This is a genomic window from Rhizobium sp. S163, from assembly GCF_030380805.1.
Classification (GTDB): Bacteria; Pseudomonadota; Alphaproteobacteria; order Rhizobiales; family Rhizobiaceae; genus Rhizobium.
The window spans coordinates 93704-111185 of record NZ_JAUDSA010000035.1; the positions used below are offsets into that span (position 1 = coordinate 93704).

Sequence of the window (17482 nt, forward strand, 5' to 3'; positions counted from 1 at the left end):
CGTCATGTCCAATCGTCTGCTCGACAAGCGTATAATGATTACCGGCGCAGCGCAGGGCATCGGCCTTGCGATTGCAAAGGCATTCGCGCGCGAAGGCGCGAGCCTGTTTCTGATCGATCGCGATGAGGCGTTACTCCAAGAAGAGACTGCGAAGCTTACGGATGAGGGCTATCGCGTCAGCGTGCGCTCGGCCGATATCACCGATGCCAGGGCAATTGTTGCGGCCGTCAGCGCGGCGGAAACCGAGATCGGGCGCATCAACGCGCTGGTCAACAATGCTGGCGTCAACGTGTTTTCCGAGCCGCTGGAGACCAGCGACGAGGAATGGAACCGCTGCTTCGACATCAATCTTAAGGGCGCATGGAACTGCTCGAAGGCGGTTCTGCCTGGGCTGATCGAACAAGGCGGAGGCGTGATCCTTAACATCGCCTCGACCCATGCCTTTACCATCATCCCGCATACGTTTCCCTATCCGCTGGCAAAGCATGCGCTGCTGGGCATGACCAAGTCGCTGGGGCTCGAATATGCGCCGAAGAACGTCCGCGTGAATGCGCTGGCGCCCGGCTATGTCGCGACCCAGAAGGTCATCGATTATTGGAATGGATTCCCCGATCCTGAGGCGGCAAAGGCCGAAACGATGAAGTTGCACCCCGGTGGACGTATCGCCACCCCGCAGGAGATCGCCATGGCGGCCGTATTCATGATTTCGGACGAATGCCCGTTCATGAACGCCACCTGCCTGACGGTGGATGGCGGTCTGAGCGTCCAGCAGCATCCTGCCTGAGCCCGGTTCGCGTAAACACCTTGCCTAAGCATCGGGCGGTAGCATAGACCTGTGTCGTGTCAAACGTCAGCGGGGCGATATAAGCCCCGGGAGAAAATCCCCGATATGAATGATCATGCGCCGTCCGATATCTATGCAGTTGCTGACATTCATGGACGCGCTGATCTGCTTGAGGTTCTACTGCGCCACATTGCCACCGTCGCTGAGGAACGCCGATCAAAACCAATCGTGATTTTCCTCGGTGATCTGATCGATAGAGGCCCGCAAAGTCCAGCTGTGCTTGATCTGGTCGCCTCGACACTTGAGCTGTACCCCGGTTCGCAGCTCATCCTCGGCAACCACGATTTTTATCTGCGCTCGTTGCTTCGCGGGGAATTGTCTCCGGCGGACGCCGTCAACTGGATGGACTGGGGAGGGGTGGCAACCCTCAGCGCCTATTCGCGGCGGCCGGTGCCTGATTTCAAGGCTATAGCCGCAGACATACGAAGCGCTTTCCCACATCACGCTGTTTTGCTCGATAACGCGCTGACCTATAGGCAGATCGGCGGGTTTTGTTTCGTACATGCGGGAATACGCCCCGGTCTTCCCCTCGCCGAACAGGACGAATACGATCTGCGCTGGATCCGGGCGGGCTTTCTCGACCACATTGACCCTTTCGACCATATGGTCGTGCATGGTCATACGATCACAAACTCGCTGCGCCCGGAAGTTTATGACAACCGTATCGCGCTTGATACCGCAGCCTATAGGACTGGTCGTCTGAGTGCTGCTGTTATTCGGCAAGACAGACTGTCGCATTTCATCTGCACGGCACTGAGCGCGCGCGGGGAGATCTCCGTTGAAGAGTGGGGTGCGAGCATTGTAACTCGCGCTGCTTCCTGACCAGAAGCGATGGTTCTTAAAGATCGGTCGCAGGGCCGGCCGATCCTGTGGGATGCGCAATAAATGTCCCATTCGCGGTCACTTCGTCGCTCGTGGGGAGCTTTCAGCGCGAACTGCCGGACGGGCGTTAAAGTTTACTTAGCCACCGTGATTGGTGCGCTAACGACCACAGGAACCGACTGGCAGCTTGGAACTTTATCCCGACAAGGTTGTTGGAAGGTTGTGGATCACGCTTGATCTCGCCTAAAACGATCTGGAGTGCGCACTTCCGCTTTTGACCTGGGTCTTTGGCCCTGGGGCTCATGCCCTTTCAGGACATAACGGAGGAGAAAATGATGTACTTGAAATCAACGATTGCCATACTGGCCGCCGGCTGCGCCAGCGTCCTCGTTCCACCGCAGGCAGCGGCGTTTGACGTCGGAGGATCGAACGGGATCAGCATCAACGGCAATGGCGGCGGGCTCAACGTGTCCATCGGCGGCGCCAACGGCGTCAATGCCACGGTTGGTGGCGGTTCGAACCTCGCCAATGTCTCCGTCGGCGGGGCCGGCGGTGTGAACGCTGATGTCGGCGGTAATTCGACCGGCGGCCTTGGCGTGAATGCGACAGTTGGTGGCTCCGGTGGCATCAACAGCGCCACAACGGTCGGCGGCAACAATTCGTCCGGTGGCCTCGGTGTTGGAACGACAGCAACGATCGGTGGAGCAAGCGGCGTCAACGCCGATGTCGGCGCAACCGTCGGCGGGTCCAGCATCGCGAATGTGGATGCCGTGGTCAATGTTGGTGCGGGTGACAACACGCTTGCCGATGTCAACGCCAATCTCGGTGTTGGCGGCACCTCCGGTGGTAGCGGCACAAACAGCATCGTCGATCTCGGAACAAACGCCAACATCGGCGGCGTGAATGGCGTCAACGCAGATGTCGGTGCGACGGTTGGCGGATCGAACCTCGCGACTGTCGGCGCTATCGCCAATGTTGGGGCGGGCGACAATACGCTCGCCGACATAAACGCCAATGCCACGGTCGGTGGGGGCTCAACCGGAAGCGGTTCGACAAGCGGCGGTCTAGTTGACACTGACGTCACCGCGAGTATCGGCGGTACGAATGGTGTGAACGCTGGTGTTGGTGCAAACGTTGGCGGGTCCGGCCCCAGTGTCGCTGCCATGGCCAACGTCGGTTTGGGTGATAACACGCTAGCCGAAATCAGCCTCGCAATCCCCGGTTCCGGATCGGGGGGCACGGATCCAGGTACACCAGGTGTCCCCGGTACGCCTGGAACACCTGGCAATCCCGGAGGCCCCGGCGCAACCAATCCCGGCGATGATGCCAATGGCGATACCGGCGGCGACCGCAGCCGCAGCCTGGCGATGATCAACGACATGTCCGCCAGAGACCGCGCCAAGGCCAAGGCTAGCTGCAAGGACGTTGTACGCTCCGGCGGCTTCGAGGCAGGCCTCGTCAGCCTCTGCAAAATGGTGATGGCAAGCCGCTGATTTCGCTGAAAGTCACAAGGGCGTCGGTTTCGACGCCCTTTCTGCGTTCACTCGAACAGGTCTGGATGATCCGCTTCGATCTGCGGCAGGTCCGACAGAATGCCGTTGAGGTGCGCGCGCATGGCAGCCACCGCGGCGTCCGCATCGCGTCCGTCGATGGCCGTGATGATGGCCTCATGCTCGGTGATCAGCCGCATCATGGAATCGGGGTGGCGAAGCTGCAGATTGCAGACACGGTCCATATGCGCCTTGATGTCGGCGATGGCACTCCAGGCAAGACTGCAGCCGGCGCCCTCCGCGATCGCGATATGGAACTGCTCGTCCTCGCGGCGGAATGCGTTGTGGTCATGTGCTTCCATGGCCATCCGCTGCTTGCCGATGATCGTGTCGATCCGGCGGCGCGTCCAGCTGTCGAAGGTCTCACTTGCGCGGCGTGCAACGGCGGTCTCCAGCGCCTCGCGCACGAAGCGCGCCTCCATCATCTGCCGCGCCGAGATGCGAACGACGACCGTGCCCCGGTTTGGGCGCACATCGACCAGCTTTGATCTCCCGAGCGCGATCAGGGCTTCGCGCACCGGTTGGCGCGAGACACCCATGCGGGTGGCGATCTCCTGCTCGGAAAGTCGCGTGCCCGGCGCCAGTTCCAGCTTGATGATCTGCTCGCGCAGGTCACGCTCCACTTGGGCCGCAGCGGTTTCGCCGGTCTCAATCTTCAAGGATTCGAGGTTCATGTCTTTCGTCGCCGTCATGCGTTGACATCCAATTTAAACCACCATACAGTACCATACAATTCAAACGCAACATAAATCCGGTGGTCTGAAACCGGATAAAAAGGGAGGGCCGACACGATGTGTCGGCTTTAAGGGGAACGTGCTGTCCAATTTCATTGCGCCTGATTCCGGTGATCCGCGGCTGAACATTAAATCCCGCTACCAGATGCTTGTCGATGGCAAGTCGGTAGATGCCGCGTCTGGTCGCACGATTGACCGTGTCAGCCCCGGTCACGCGGGCGTCGTCGTTGGTACCTGGCCGGAAGCCTCGGCCGATGATGTCCGCCTGGCGGTTGCGGCTGCCCGCCGGGCCTTCGATACAGGCCCATGGCCGCGCATGTCCGGTGCGGAACGCTCGCGGCTCATGTTCAAGGTGGCCGACCTGATCCTCAGAAATCAAGAAGAACTTGCGCTGGCCGAAAGCCTTGAGGTTGGCAAGCCGATCGCCCAGGCGCGCGGCGAGATCGGCTTCTGCGCCGACCTCTGGTCCTATGCCGCCGGTCAGGCGCGCGCTCTGGAAGGCCAGGCCCACAACAATATCGGCGACGATCGCTTAGGCCTGGTGCTGCGCGAAGCCGTCGGCGTCGTCGGCATCATCACCCCCTGGAATTTCCCGTTCATCATCGCCTCCGAGCGCGTGCCGTGGGCGATCGGCGCCGGCTGCACCGTCGTCCTCAAGCCGTCCGAATTCACCTCGGGCACGTCGGTTCGCATGGCGGAACTGGCGCGTGAGGCCGGTATTCCCGATGGCGTCTTCAACGTCGTCACCGGCTACGGCGATCCGGCCGGCCAGGTGCTCGCCGAAGATCCCGGCGTCGACATGGTGGCCTTCACCGGTTCGGTGCGCGTCGGCACAAAGCTTGGCGAGATCGCCGCGCGCAGCGTCAAGCGCGTCGGGCTGGAACTTGGCGGCAAGGGGCCGCAGATCGTCTTTGCCGATGCGGACCTTGAGGCTGCCGCCGATGGCATCGCCTATGGCGTCTACCACAATGGCGGGCAGTGCTGCATATCAGGCAGCCGGCTCCTGGTTCAGGAAGGCATACGCGACGCATTGATGGAGCGCCTGCTCGACATCTCGCGCAAAGTGACATTCGGCGATCCGCTGAACGATCGCACCAAGATCGGCGCGATGATCTCCGAAGCCCATGTCGGCAAGGTCCATTCTTACGTGGAAGCCGGCATCGCATCCGGTGCCGAACTGCTGCTCGGCGGCGAGCGCGTCGGCAAGGACAAGGGCATCTATTACGCCCCTACCGTGTTTTCCGGCGTGAAGCCCGAGATGTCGATTGCCCGCGAGGAGATTTTCGGACCGGTGCTTTCGACCTTGACCTTCAAGACCGCGGACGAGGCTGTCGCGCTCGCCAATGCCAGCGAGTTCGGTCTTTCCGCCTCGGTCTGGTCCACCAATCTCGAAAACGCCATGCAGAGCATCCGCCGCATTCGCGCCGGCCGCTGCTGGATCAACAGCGTCATCGACGGCACGCCGGAACTGCCGATCGGCGGCTACAAGAAAAGCGGCCTCGGCCGCGAACTCGGCCGCTATGGCTTTGATGAGTATTCCCAGTTCAAGGGCGTGCACGTGACGTTCGGGCGACCGGCGCCGTGGTTCGGCTGACAGGGAGTTAAGGGATAGGGCGTTTCGCTTTGGGAGAAGGCGAGACGTCTGGGAGGAAAATCTCGGCCGGCGTGATCTTTGGTCGGAGCCCGCCAGCCGAGACTTGGGTCTTTCGACCCGCATTGCACATCCAAAGGGAGGATACGCAAATGAAATTGACCAGGTTGAAAACCGCAGCACTTGCCGCGGGTATCGCCACGATGATGACATCTACGGCATTGGCCGCCGACGTCAAGGCAACGATGATCATCTATCTCGATCCGAGTGTCCAGTTCTTCAACCCTGTGGTGAAGGGCGCCAAGGACGCGGCGGCTCAATTTGGCGTCGATCTCGACGTGCAATATGCCAATAACGATCCGGTTCGCCAGAACGACCTGATCGAAAGCGCGACGGCAGCAGGCGTCGATGGTATCGCCGTCGCCATCTCGTCGTCGGATGCCTTCGACGAGAGCATCTGCGCGGCGGTCAAGGCCGGCATCGTCGTCATCGGCTTCAACAATGACGATCTGGAAGGCGCCAAGGGCAATTGCCGCCAGGCCTATGTCGGCATGAACGAATTTTCTTCCGGCTACGAGCTCGGCAACCGGATGATCAAGGAATTCGGCCTGAAATCCGGCGACGTCGTCTTCAACCCGCGCGAGATCCCCGAGGCCAGCTTCGCGGTCGCGCGCGGTGGCGGCATCGAGAAGGCGATGAAGGAAAACGGCATCAAGGTCGAGACAGTTCGCGCCGGGCTTGATCCGGCCGAGGCGCAGAACATCATGGCGCAGTTCCTGATCGCCAACCCGGGCGTCAAGGCCGTGTTCGGCACGGGCTCGGTCACTTCGACCGTCGGTGCCGGCGCCATCAAGGATGCAGGTGTAAAGGTCCCGTTCGGCGGGTTTGACCTTGCGGTCGAGATCGTCAATGCGGTCGAGTCTGGTGCGATGTTCGCGACCATGGACCAGCAGCCTTATCTCCAAGGCTACTACCCGATCGCGCAGATCGCGCTGTCGAAGAAGTACGGACTGACCCCGACTGACGTCGACACCGGCCAGGGCGCCTTCCTCGACAAGTCGCGCATCAGCTCGGTCAAGCCGCTGATCGGCAGCTTCCGCTAACCGCGTTTCGTGGGGGCCTGCCGGCCAGGCCGGCAGGTTCTCCGTCTCCAATCGATCGAGTACCAGACCGTGACACCAATTCTTGAGACCAGTGCCGCGCCCCGGTCGCGGACGCAGAAACAACCGATGATCCGGCAGATCATGGCAATGCCGGCAGGCGCGATCTTCCTCGTCTTCATGACGCTGCAGATCGTCTGCATCGCAGGCGCCTTGCTCTATCCTGATCAGTTCCGCTACCTTTCGCCACAAAACCTGACGATCCTGATGAAGGCGATCCCTGTGCTGGGCTGCCTGGCGCTCGGCGCCGGCGTGCTGATGATCGCGGGCGAATTCGACCTTTCCATCGGTTCGGTCTACACCTTCACCGCCATCTTGATGGCAAGCCTTGTCGGCGCCGGAATGAGTGCCTTCATAGCCGCGCCGCTCGGCGTCTTGGCCGGGATCATGATCGGCCTCTTGAACGGCCACATCACGCTGCGCTTCGGGCTGCCGTCCTTTATCGTGACGCTTGGCGGCCTTTTGTTCTGGCGCGGCGCGGTGCTGCTCTATAACGGTGCGGTTCAGGTTCGCTTCGATCCGGAGCCGATCTTCACCAGCCTGTTTTCCGGCACGCTGCTTGGCATCAATGCCGCTTTCATCTGGATCGTTTTATTCGTCGTCGGCTTCCACTACCTCGTCCATCGTCACCGCTTCGGCAACCATGTGTTCGCTACCGGCGGCAATCGCGGTGCGGCCGAGGCGATCGGCATCAACACCAACCGCGTCAAGCTGGTAGCCTTCGCGATCGCCGGCGGCATGGCGGCGGTGGCCGGCATCATTGCAACCGCGCGTGTTGGCAGCGTGCAGCCGGGGCAGGGCGCCGGACTGGAGCTTCAGGCGATCGCGGCTTGCGTCATCGGCGGCTTGTCGCTTCGCGGCGGCCGGGGCTCGATCATCGGCATCTTCCTTGGCGTGCTCTTGATTCACACCATCACCGACGTGCTTTTGCTGCTGCGTGCGCCGGGCTTTTATCTCGACATGTTCATCGCGACGCTGATCGTGCTGGCCGCCATCTTCAACCATCTTATCGAGCGGCGAGGTCTTGCGTGATGTCGGCCCCCAATCTTCTTGAACTGCACAACATTTCGAAAAGCTTCGGCGCGCTGACCGCGCTGCGCAATCTGAGCTTCCATATCGGCGAAGGCGAAGTGGTGGGGTTGCTCGGTGACAACGGCGCCGGCAAGTCGACAACAGTCAATCTGATCTCAGGCATCCACAAGCCAACGGACGGCTATCTGAGCGTCGACGGCAAGAAGACGGCGTTCACCTGCCGGTCGGACTCCGCCGATGCCGGTATCGAGACCATCTATCAGCATACGGCGCTGGTGGATTCGCTTTCGATCACCCGCAACATCTTCATGGGCCGCGAACTTACCGATCGTTTCGGCTTCCTACGTCAGCGTGAAATGCGCGAGATTGCCATGGAGGTGTTGCAAAACGCGGTGCACATTTCCGGCATCGATAGCCCCGATACACTCGTCGGCAATCTCTCCGGCGGCCAGAAACAGGCTGTCGCCATCGCCCGCGCCGTTTATTTCAAGAAGCGCGTGCTGCTCCTCGACGAGCCGACGTCTGCACTGTCGGTGCGCGAAACTGAGGCGCTCTTGAACCAGGTGCTGAAGCTCAAGGCGGAAAACGTCTCGAGCGTGCTCGTCACCCACAACATCTACCACGCCTATCAGGTCTGCGACCGCTTCGTCATCATGAGCCACGGCACCAAGGTGTTCGATGTCGACAAGGCGGACACGACGATCAACCAGCTGACCGAATATGTCGTGCTCACCTGATCCCACCCAACACACAGAAGGGGCATCGCCCGTGACCATTTCAGTATCAGTACGCCAGGTCGTCGGACCCGAAGATACCGCACGGCGCAACACGCAGGGTCTGCGCGACGGTTTCGTGATCGAGGATCTGTTTCGGCCAGGTGAAGTCAATCTCACCTACAGCCATCTCGATCGCATGATCGTCGGCGGTGTCATGCCGCATACGATGCCGCTTGAGATCGCTGCCATTGCTGAGACCGGCACAGAGCGTTTTCTCGACCGGCGCGAGGCCGCCATCGTCAATATCGGCGGCGCGGGCATGGTCAGCGTCGCGGGCAAGGCTTACGAACTTGGCTTCCAGGAGGCGCTCTATGTCGGAATGGGCGAGGGCGCCTTGAGCTTCGCCAGCAAGGACCCGGCGGCGCCGGCGCTCTTTTACGTCTTGAGCGCGCCAGCGCACCGCACATATCCCACGGTGCACATTACGGGCGAGATGGCGAGGAAAGTGATCGTGGGCTCGGCGGAAGAATCCAACGCCCGCACGATCAACCAATACGTCCACCCCGATGTCTGCGACAGCTGCCAATTGCTGGTGGGGCTGACGAGGTTCGAGCCGGGTTCGGTGTGGAACACCATGCCGGCACATGTTCATGATCGCCGCATGGAGGTTTATCTCTACTTCGGCATGCAGGAGCAGACACGCATCTTCCATTTCATGGGCGAGCCCAGCGAAACGCGGCATGTCGTCTTGAAGAACCACGATGCCGTGCTGTCGCCCGGCTGGTCAATCCACTCTGGCGCCGGAACCGGCCGCTACGCCTTCATCTGGGCGATGGCTGGCGATAATATGAGCTTTACCGACATGGACAAGGTGCCGATGGAAGACCTGCGATGAGCCTGTTCGATCTCACCGGCCGCTGGGCTATCGTCACCGGCGCCAACACCGGCATCGGCCAGGCTATCGCGGTTGGTTTCGCGCAGGCGGGCGCCGATATCGTCGGTGTCGGCCGCTCGGCAATGGACGAGACAGCGGACGCGGTCATATCGACGGGGCGCCGGTTCGTATCGCTCAAGGCGGACCTGTCCGATACCGGGGAGGCGAGGGACGTCATCGAACGCGCCCTAGCCGCCGGCGCCTCGCCCGATATCCTCGTCAACAATGCCGGCATCATCCGTCGCGCCGATGCGCTGGAGTTTACGGAAGAGGATTGGGATGCGGTCCTCGACACTAACCTGAAATCCGTCTTTTTCCTCTGCCAGGCTTTCGCGAGGGCTGCATTGGCACGACAGTCGCCGGCAAAGATCATCAACATAGCTTCGCTTCTTTCTTTCCAGGGCGGCATCCGCATTCCGTCCTACACGGCGGCGAAGAGTGGGCTGGCCGGGATCACCCGGCTGATGGCGAACGAGTGGGCCTCGAAGGGCATCAATGTGAACGCCATTGCGCCCGGTTATGTCGAGACCAGCAACACCGAGGCGCTTCGCGCCGATGCCGAGCGCAGCGCCGACATCTTGAAGCGCATTCCGGCCGCCCGATGGGCCAAGGCGGAGGATATGGCCGGCACGGCGGTTTACCTCGCCTCGCGCGCTTCCGATTATGTTCATGGCACGGTATTGCCAGTCGATGGCGGCTGGCTTGCCCGATAGGAGATTATGATGGCCGATCACTACACACTTCCCGATGACATCACCTGGACAGAAGTCGCGCCCGGCAACAATCGCGCCGTGCTATCGCATCGCCCCGAGGCGATGCTGGTCGCTTTCCGCTTTGAGCCAGGTGCGATCGGCGCGCTGCATTCGCATCCTCACACGCAGGTAAGTTATGTCGCAGAGGGTGCTTTCGACGTGACAATTGACGGAGTGACAACCAGGCTCGATGCCGGTTCCAGTTTCATCGTCGCGCCGAACCTTGTTCACGGCGTGGTCGCACTGGAGAAGGGACTATTGATCGATACCTTCACGCCAAGGCGCGATGACTTCCTGTAAGGCGGGGGGCGACGCTCGACCTGACAGGGTCTAGGCCGATTGTCTAAGAATGATCTCGGCATTCAATAGGACCTGCTCGGGCACGCTCAAAGCCGATCCCTCTGTTTCCTGGTCGAGCTTTTGCAGCAACAACTGCATGGCAATGCGGCCGATGTCGTTGTAGCTCTGCGCGACGGTGGTGATCGGCGGGCAGGCGTAGCGCGACAAAGGGTGGTCGTCGTGGCCGGCGATGCGCAAGCTGCAGTCGGGCGTGCGGCCGATTTTCACGCCTGCCTGAAAGGCTGCTGCGATGGCGCCGAATGCCACGCGGTCATTGGCGCAAAGAACGGTTGCGGTCGGGAAGCCCCCGCCTTCGAGAATGCGCTTCGTTTCTTCATAGCCAAATTTCTCGAAGTCCCAGCCCGCCGCCTTTTCGATCGGCAGCACGATCGGCTCCATCCGAAGTTCGGTCATCGCCTCGATATAGGCCGTCTCGCGGGTCGACGCGTTGGTGTTGACCGACGGCATGCCGAGATAGCACGGCGGCTCTCCGGATCGGCACAGATAGTCAACGATCAGTTGAAAGCTCTGGCGGTTGTTGGTGCCGACAAAGGGAGAGACGTCGTCCAGTGGCGAGTCAACAAAGATCAGCGGGATCGACGCAGACAGCGCAAGCAGGGTCTCATGGTGTGATTGCACGCCAAGCGGGGCAATGATGGCACCTGCGACGTTCATCGACTTCAGCGTTTCGATGGCGCGTGCTTCCATCAGGGCATTGCCATCCGACGACAGCACAAAGGCGAGAAAGCCGGCATCATTGGCGATGAGCTCGACCCGGCGCGTCAGCGCCATGTAGAACGGGTCGGTGGAGTTGGGAATGATGATGCCGATGATGTTGCTGCGTCGGCGATTGAGATTGACCGCAAAGAGGTTGGGACGGAAGCCGCTCTCCTTGAGGGCAGCTTCGATGATGTCGCGGGTCTTGCGCCGCACGGAGCCCGGGTCGTTGAAGTACTTCGAAACGGTCGGCCGCGATAGGCCGACATACTCGGAAAAGTCCTCCATGGTTCTGATCGGCCTGTCTGACAAACGCGCGTCCCACTCATTCTTATTTAATCGATTGAAATATTTGACGCATTTCAATCAAAACTTTTGCGCCGGTGCAAGCCGCGCCTTTAGGCGCGGCAGGCTTCGAAGTAATCTTCCAACACGCGGTCGACGGCGGCAAGCGCTAGCGAACGTGCGTCCGGCTTGACCTTGCCGTCGCGCACGCCGACATAGGCGCCGGTCAGATACTGGTTGATCAGGGTCTCGGGGATCTGCACGCCATCAAGCAATGAGAATAGTGCCTTTACGGCCGCGTCGATCTCCGGCTGCGGCCAGTAGTAGCGAATACGGTCGCTGTAGCTGAAGTGACGCTGAATGTGCTTATCGTCGTCCGAACCGTGATAATATTTGTCCCAGTTCTTCGGATCGGCCGTCAGAACGCGCTCGATAGTGGTGATCAGCGTCTCCTTGCGCTTGTCTGGAAACAGGAACTCAGCGATCTGGTCGAGCCCGTAATAGGCTTCGCGCAGTGCAAAGGTCAGGCCGGGGCCAACTTTCAAAATAGCGAAACCATCCATGACGAGCTGTCGAAGCATGTCGCGGGTCTGGTAGTCGGTGGAGTGGGCCTCAAAAACCATGCCCGGCATGTCTGAAAGCGTGGCGCTCAGTGCAGCCGCTTTTTCCGGAGCGTAGGCGATGACGTTTTCATTGCCGAATTCCACGCCAGGCTGGACAACCGCGCCAACAACTCGAGTGAAAGCGTCGGATACGCCAGCGGCCACGAAAGCCTGGCGGTGAATGGCGATGGTTTCGCGCGCGGCTTCCGGCTTGGTCACCTCAAGTTCTTCGATCTCTTCCATAGCGCCGCCGGGGATCGGCACTTCGGTGCCGACGATGTAGACAGGCTTGATGCCGTCCATGCCCTTCAGCGCCGCCTCGGCCACGGCAGCGAGCTTGGCAGCGCGCTCAGCGGTGATCGCGTCGGGCAGGGCAACCGGCTCGCCGGCGCAGCCCATGCTGGTGTCGAGATGCAGTTTGGTGAAGCCGGCCTTGGCGAAGGCCTCGATCATGGTGGAGGCTTTCGCCATTGCCTTATCAGCCGGCAGGCTCTTCCATGGATTGGGACCGAGATGGTCGCCGCCGAGGATCAGCTTCTCAAGCGGGAAACCAGTACTGGCGGCGATCTTTTCCACGAAGGCGCGGAAATCGGCCGGCGTCATGCCGGTATAACCGCCATCCTGGTTGACCTGGTTGCAGGTGGCTTCGACGAGTAGGTGGGCGCCCTGCTTCAGCGCATGCAGCATCGATGCCTCGATAACGAGGGGATGGGCCGAGCAGATCGAGGGAATGCCCTTTACGCCGCTGCCGTGGCGCCATTGTGCGATATCCGTGAGGTAGCTTTTCTGCATGTCAGGCTTGTCCTTGCGCTTTAATCAGGGCGTCGAGTTCGGCTTGGGTCGATGCGCCTTCCATCGGGCCGGCCTTGGTGACGGCGCGGGCGCCGGATGCGTTGGCGTAACGCAACGCTTCGGCGGGATGCATTCCCTTCAGCCAGAAGGTGACGAAGGTCGCGCCGAAACAGTCGCCGGCGCCGGTGGGATCTACTTCCTCGACTTTGTAGCCCTCGAGATTGATCTGGGTGGTCCTGTCGAAGTAGCTGGAGCCCTTTTCGCCGCGCTTGATGACGATCGCCTTGATGCCCTTGGCGAGCAGTTCGGCGACCGCCTCCTTCTCCGTCTTTGCCTCGGCGAACAGGAAGAGTTCCTCGCCGCTCGGCATGAATAGATCGGTCACTGAGAGCACGGTCTGCAGCGCCTCGCGCATGCCCGGGCTATCGAGGATTTCAGGGCGCAGATTGGGATCGAAGGACACGGTGCCGCCGGCGGCCTTGATGCGTTCGACTGCTGACAGGATACTCCTCACCACGCTCGGGGCATAGAGAGCGGTGCCCATGACGTGCATGTGGGTGCAGCCGTCGATCAGAGCCAGCGTCTTGTCCGATAACTCGATCTCACCGCATGCGCTGTGGCGGATGTTGAAGACGAAGGCGCGGCTGCCGTCCTCGCGGTAGCGCACGAAGGCGCTGCCGGTTGTGCCATGTGCAACGATCTCGATGCCGGAGACATCGACGCCGTCCGCGGTCAGGCGGTTGATGTTGACCCAGCCGAAATCGTCATCGCCGACGCGCGAGATGATCGCGCAATCCTGGGCGAGCTTGCCGACCTGATCGATGAAGATGGCCGGTGCGCCCGAAGGAAAAGGACCGATCAGCGGCACGGCTTCACGAAAGCCGTTGCCGCGATTGGTAGCGACGATTTCGACCAGAATTTCGCCGATGGTGAGGATTTTCGACATTTCATCTTGCTCTTGAGGATTACTGCTTGGCGCGCTTGGAGCGCACGTCGAGATAGACGGCGACGAGGATGACGAGGCCCTTGACGATGAGCTGGTAGAAGTAAGGCACTGACAGCATGTTCATGCCGTTGTTGAGCACGCCGATGATGAGCGCGCCGATCAGCGTGCCGATCATGGTGCCGACGCCGCCGGCAAGGCTGGTGCCGCCGAGGACGGCTGCTGCGATGGCGTCGAGCTCGTAGCTCATGCCCGCGTTGGTCTGGGCCGAGAACAGACGCGAGGAAAGCAGGATGCCGCTGATCGCCGCCATGATGCCCGAGATCATGAAGATGATGATCTTCAGGCGATCGACCTTGATGCCGGAATACAGAGCTGCCTCGCGGTTGCCGCCGGTCAGATAAGCGCGTCGGCCGAACTTGGTCTTGCTGAGCAGGATGTGGTTGAACAGGAAGAGTACCGCGACGACCCAGATGACGATCGGGATGCCGATGAAGCTCTGGGTGCCAATGGCCGTCCAGGTCGGCTCCATGATCATGGCAGGCGCGCCGTTCGTCGGCAGGCTGACCATGCCGCGATAGATGCCCATCGTGGCCACCGTGACGATGAAGGACGGCAGCAGGAATTTCGCCGTCAGCACGCCGTTGGCGAGACCCAAAATCGCGCCGGCTGCGAGCGTCAGGACGAGTGCTGGAACGAAGCCCATACCGAACGCGAAACATTGCGCGCCGACCATGCCGGCGACCGCGATGATCGATCCGATCGACAGGTCGATCTCACCGAGCAGGATCACCCAGGTCATCCCGAAGGCGGCGATCGCGATGACCGAGACCTGTTGCAGCACGTTCAGAAAGTTGGCAACGGACATGAACCGTTGATTGGTGATCGAAAAGATCACGCAAAGGACGATCAGCGATAGGAAAATACCGCCATACTGCTTCATTACCTGCCGGAATGCGGCATTGGCTGCGTGTCTGTCGCTCATGATACAAATCCCGTAGCAAAGCTCATGATCTTCTCCGGTGTCATCTCATCGCCGGCAACGATGGCGGTGGCCCGCCCTTCGCTCATGACGACGGCGCGGTCGCTCAGGCCGATGACTTCGGGAAGTTCGGACGACACCAGCAGGATTGCCGTGCCTTCCGCCGCCAGTTGGCGGATGATCTTGTAAATTTCAAACTTGGCGCCGACATCGACGCCGCGTGTCGGCTCGTCGAGGATGAGGATCCTCGGCTTGGTCAGCAGCCACTTGGCCAACACGATCTTCTGCTGGTTGCCGCCGGACAGTGATCCCGCCGAGGTCTCGAGCGACGCCGTCTTGATGGCTAGCCGGCCGACTTCCACCTTCGCGTCGTCGCGTTCGCGGCGGCGCTTGAGGAAGCCGAAGGGGCTGGAATAGTTGTCCAGCGCCACCATCGAGATGTTACTCTCGACGCTGTGGCTGAGCACCAGCCCCTCTTCTTTGCGGTTCTCGGTGACGAAGCCGATACGCCGGTTAATGGCATCGACGGGGGAGGTGATCGTTACCGCGCTGCCGTCGATCGAGATGGTGCCCGATGTCGGCTGCGTCATGCCGAAGAGGGTCTTCATCACCTCCGAACGGCCGGACCCGATCAGGCCGAAGAAGCCGAGGATCTCGCCCGGGCGCACATCGAAGGAGATATCCTCAAACTCGTCGTGGCTGGAAAGCCCGCTCACTGCCAGTACCGGCTTTTCGTCAAGCGCTGGAGCCGGCACGTCGCGCGGAGGGTAAATCTCATTCATGTCCCGGCCGACCATCAGGGCGATCAGTTCGTCGATCGTGGCTTCGGACTTATCGCGCGTGGTGATGTAGCTGCCGTCGCGCACGACGGTGATGTCGTCGCTTAGCCGCATGATCTCTTCCATGCGGTGCGAGATGTAGATTACGGCCACGCCGCGCGCTTTCAGTTGCGCGATGATCTCGAACAGGATCTCGGCTTCGCTGTCGCTGAGCGAGGACGTCGGCTCGTCGAGGATAACGACCTTGGCGTCGATGCTCAGCCCCTTGGCGATCTCTACCAGCTGGCGCTGGGCGATCGACAGGTCGCCGACGCGCTCCTGGACGGATATCGGCAGCTTCAGATCGGCGACGATCGCCGCGGCCTGGCGCACGAGTGCCTTGTCGTTGATGAAGCCGGCCCTTGTCGGCTCGCGGGTCGCGAGAATATTCTCGGCGACGCTCAAATTGTTGCAGAGGCTGAGTTCCTGGAAGACGATCGTCAGGCCCGCTGCCGCCGCGTCCTGCGGGTTGGCCGGCGCATAGGGCTTGCCGTCGAGAAGGATCGAGCCCGATGTCGGCTGGTAGACGCCGGCGAGGATCTTCATCAGCGTCGATTTTCCGGCGCCGTTTTCACCGAGGATCGTGTGAACCCTGCCGGGACGAACCTTCAGCTGCATGTTCTTCAACGCGGTCACCGCACCGAAGACTTTCGTAATGTCCTTGATCTCTAGGATCGCGTTGTCGCCGCAGCTTTGCATGGCGTCACCTTTCACCAAGAGCCGCAGGCATCGGGCGGATGCGTGGGGCGCTCTGACTTGTCGCGAGGATATCGCTGCTTTCCGGCGGCCAGCCCTTCAAAAGAACCCGGCCGCCGGAAGGAGCGGTCACTGTGCGAGACTTGGGACCTTCGCACAGTGCGCCTTGGGAGGACTTTACTGCTTCTTGACGTAGACGCCGGGGACGATCGGCTGCTCAGCAGGCACGTCTTTGCCGGCCTTGAGGTCCAGCGCGGTATCGACGGCGAGCTTGCCCATCTGGTCCGGGAACTGCTGGATGACGCCGACCATGTCAGGATCGCTGTCGACCGCCTTGATCGCCTCAGGCATGCCGTCGAAGCCGATGACCTTGACCTTGCCAGTGAGGCCGGAAGACTTGACCGCAACGGCTGCAGCAAGAGCCGCGTCGTCACCGAAGCCGAAGATGCCGTTGATGTCGGGGTTTGCCTGCAACATGTTCTGCGCGACGGCCAGAGCCTCGGCGCGGGTGATGCCGGTCTGGATCGACACGATCTTGATGTCAGGGTGCTTGGCAATGGCTTCCTTGAAGCCGTTGACGCGGTTCACGACCGACTGGACCAGCGGATAGTCGATGATCGCGACATTGCCCTTGCCGCCGAGCTGCTCAGCCATCAGTTCGCCGGCCTTGACGCCACCGGCGTAGTTGTCGGTGCCGATGTAGGATGAAACCTTGGCGCCTTCGACCGGAACGTCGACAGTGATAACCTTGATGCCGGCTGCCTCAGCGCGGGCGACGGCTGCGAGCGCGCCCTTGCTGTCGACTGGCGACATGATGATGACGTCCACGCCCTTGACGATGAAGTCTTCGATGTCGGCAAGCTGCTTGTTCAGATCCTGATTGGCGATCGCGATCTCGACGGAGACGTTCTTGGCCTTGGCTTCAGCGGTGACCGCCTTTGCGAGCTCGTTGTAGAAAGGATGCTGCTGCGTCAGCAGCGACGCGCCAATGCCTTCTGCCTGCGCGGTAACGGCGGCGAGCGTGAAAGCGGCGGAAACGAGCAGCGACTTTGCGATGCGAGAAATAATCAATTTTTCCTCCCGGAAACCTATCGAGGCTTGTGCTTGGGACCGCCGGACCTGGCCGCCTCCTGAGCCAACCGACGTCGCCTATTCATCATTAAACTTTCCGCG

General features: G+C 61.0%; 17 protein-coding genes. 10 read left to right on the top strand and 7 right to left on the bottom strand.

What is annotated here, in order from left to right; translation table 11 throughout:
- Positions 1 to 4: 4 nt before the first annotated feature.
- The 3 genes from QTL96_RS24640 (at position 5) to QTL96_RS24650 (ending at position 3159) form a co-directional block, all read left to right on the top strand.
- Positions 5 to 784, top strand: coding sequence for an SDR family oxidoreductase (locus QTL96_RS24640; protein ID WP_289729554.1), 780 nt, complete (start codon positions 5 to 7; stop codon positions 782 to 784).
- 105 nt (positions 785 to 889) lie between these two features.
- Positions 890 to 1666 carry a metallophosphoesterase gene (locus QTL96_RS24645; RefSeq protein ID WP_289729555.1) on the top strand — a complete coding sequence of 259 codons (777 nt, stop codon included), beginning with the start codon at positions 890 to 892 and terminating at the stop codon, positions 1664 to 1666.
- A 335-nt stretch (positions 1667 to 2001) separates the two neighbouring features.
- Complete coding sequence (locus tag QTL96_RS24650; protein ID WP_289729556.1) at positions 2002 to 3159, top strand: hypothetical protein; 1158 nt, start codon at positions 2002 to 2004, stop codon at positions 3157 to 3159.
- Between the two features lie 47 nt (positions 3160 to 3206).
- Here the strand turns inward: QTL96_RS24650 and QTL96_RS24655 are convergent, their stop codons facing one another.
- Positions 3207 to 3908 carry a GntR family transcriptional regulator gene (locus tag QTL96_RS24655; RefSeq protein ID WP_162704984.1) on the bottom strand — a complete coding sequence of 234 codons (702 nt, stop codon included), beginning with the start codon at positions 3906 to 3908 and terminating at the stop codon, positions 3207 to 3209.
- Between the two features lie 121 nt (positions 3909 to 4029).
- Here QTL96_RS24655 and QTL96_RS24660 point away from each other — a divergent pair, with 121 nt between their 5' ends.
- The 7 genes from QTL96_RS24660 to QTL96_RS24690 all read left to right on the top strand — a co-directional run bounded on the left by QTL96_RS24660 (position 4030) and on the right by QTL96_RS24690 (position 10435).
- Entirely contained in the window at positions 4030 to 5544 is a 1515-nt protein-coding gene (locus tag QTL96_RS24660; RefSeq protein ID WP_289729557.1) for an aldehyde dehydrogenase family protein, read from the top strand.
- 149 nt (positions 5545 to 5693) lie between these two features.
- Positions 5694 to 6644 carry a substrate-binding domain-containing protein gene (locus QTL96_RS24665; RefSeq protein ID WP_112820326.1) on the top strand — a complete coding sequence of 317 codons (951 nt, stop codon included), beginning with the start codon at positions 5694 to 5696 and terminating at the stop codon, positions 6642 to 6644.
- A gap of 69 nt (positions 6645 to 6713) precedes the next feature.
- Positions 6714 to 7733 carry an ABC transporter permease gene (locus QTL96_RS24670; RefSeq protein WP_183795221.1) on the top strand — a complete coding sequence of 340 codons (1020 nt, stop codon included), beginning with the start codon at positions 6714 to 6716 and terminating at the stop codon, positions 7731 to 7733.
- Complete coding sequence (locus QTL96_RS24675) at positions 7733 to 8470, top strand: ATP-binding cassette domain-containing protein (protein WP_016554332.1); 738 nt, start codon at positions 7733 to 7735, stop codon at positions 8468 to 8470. The genes QTL96_RS24670 and QTL96_RS24675 overlap by 1 nt, the downstream gene beginning before the upstream one ends.
- 31 nt (positions 8471 to 8501) lie before the next feature.
- Positions 8502 to 9344 carry a 5-dehydro-4-deoxy-D-glucuronate isomerase gene (gene kduI, locus QTL96_RS24680; RefSeq protein WP_289729558.1) on the top strand — a complete coding sequence of 281 codons (843 nt, stop codon included), beginning with the start codon at positions 8502 to 8504 and terminating at the stop codon, positions 9342 to 9344.
- On the top strand, positions 9341 to 10096 hold the full coding sequence (gene kduD / locus QTL96_RS24685) for a 2-dehydro-3-deoxy-D-gluconate 5-dehydrogenase KduD (RefSeq protein WP_112941181.1): 756 nt from the start codon (positions 9341 to 9343) through the stop codon (positions 10094 to 10096). The genes kduI and kduD overlap by 4 nt, the downstream gene beginning before the upstream one ends.
- Before the next feature lie 6 nt (positions 10097 to 10102).
- Positions 10103 to 10435 (top strand): cupin domain-containing protein, encoded by a 333-nt coding sequence (locus QTL96_RS24690; RefSeq protein WP_112941182.1) that lies wholly within the window; start codon positions 10103 to 10105, stop codon positions 10433 to 10435.
- Positions 10436 to 10465: 30 nt separating this feature from the next.
- Here QTL96_RS24690 and QTL96_RS24695 read toward each other — a convergent pair whose 3' ends face one another.
- The 6 genes from QTL96_RS24695 to QTL96_RS24720 all read right to left on the bottom strand — a co-directional run bounded on the left by QTL96_RS24695 (position 10466) and on the right by QTL96_RS24720 (position 17380).
- Complete coding sequence (locus QTL96_RS24695; RefSeq protein WP_112941183.1) at positions 10466 to 11479, bottom strand: LacI family DNA-binding transcriptional regulator; 1014 nt, start codon at positions 11477 to 11479, stop codon at positions 10466 to 10468.
- A gap of 110 nt (positions 11480 to 11589) precedes the next feature.
- Positions 11590 to 12870: a D-tagatose-bisphosphate aldolase, class II, non-catalytic subunit gene (locus tag QTL96_RS24700; RefSeq protein ID WP_289729559.1), complete on the bottom strand. Its 1281-nt coding sequence runs from the start codon at positions 12868 to 12870 to the stop codon at positions 11590 to 11592.
- Between the two features lies 1 nt (position 12871).
- Positions 12872 to 13816: a sugar kinase gene (locus tag QTL96_RS24705; RefSeq protein ID WP_289729560.1), complete on the bottom strand. Its 945-nt coding sequence runs from the start codon at positions 13814 to 13816 to the stop codon at positions 12872 to 12874.
- Positions 13817 to 13835: 19 nt separating this feature from the next.
- Entirely contained in the window at positions 13836 to 14798 is a 963-nt protein-coding gene (locus tag QTL96_RS24710; RefSeq protein WP_289729561.1) for an ABC transporter permease, read from the bottom strand.
- Complete coding sequence (locus QTL96_RS24715) at positions 14795 to 16312, bottom strand: sugar ABC transporter ATP-binding protein (RefSeq protein WP_289729562.1); 1518 nt, start codon at positions 16310 to 16312, stop codon at positions 14795 to 14797. Before QTL96_RS24715 ends, QTL96_RS24710 begins: the two co-directional genes overlap by 4 nt.
- A 174-nt stretch (positions 16313 to 16486) precedes the next feature.
- On the bottom strand, positions 16487 to 17380 hold the full coding sequence (locus QTL96_RS24720; protein WP_289729563.1) for a substrate-binding domain-containing protein: 894 nt from the start codon (positions 17378 to 17380) through the stop codon (positions 16487 to 16489).
- Positions 17381 to 17482 lie beyond the last annotated feature (102 nt).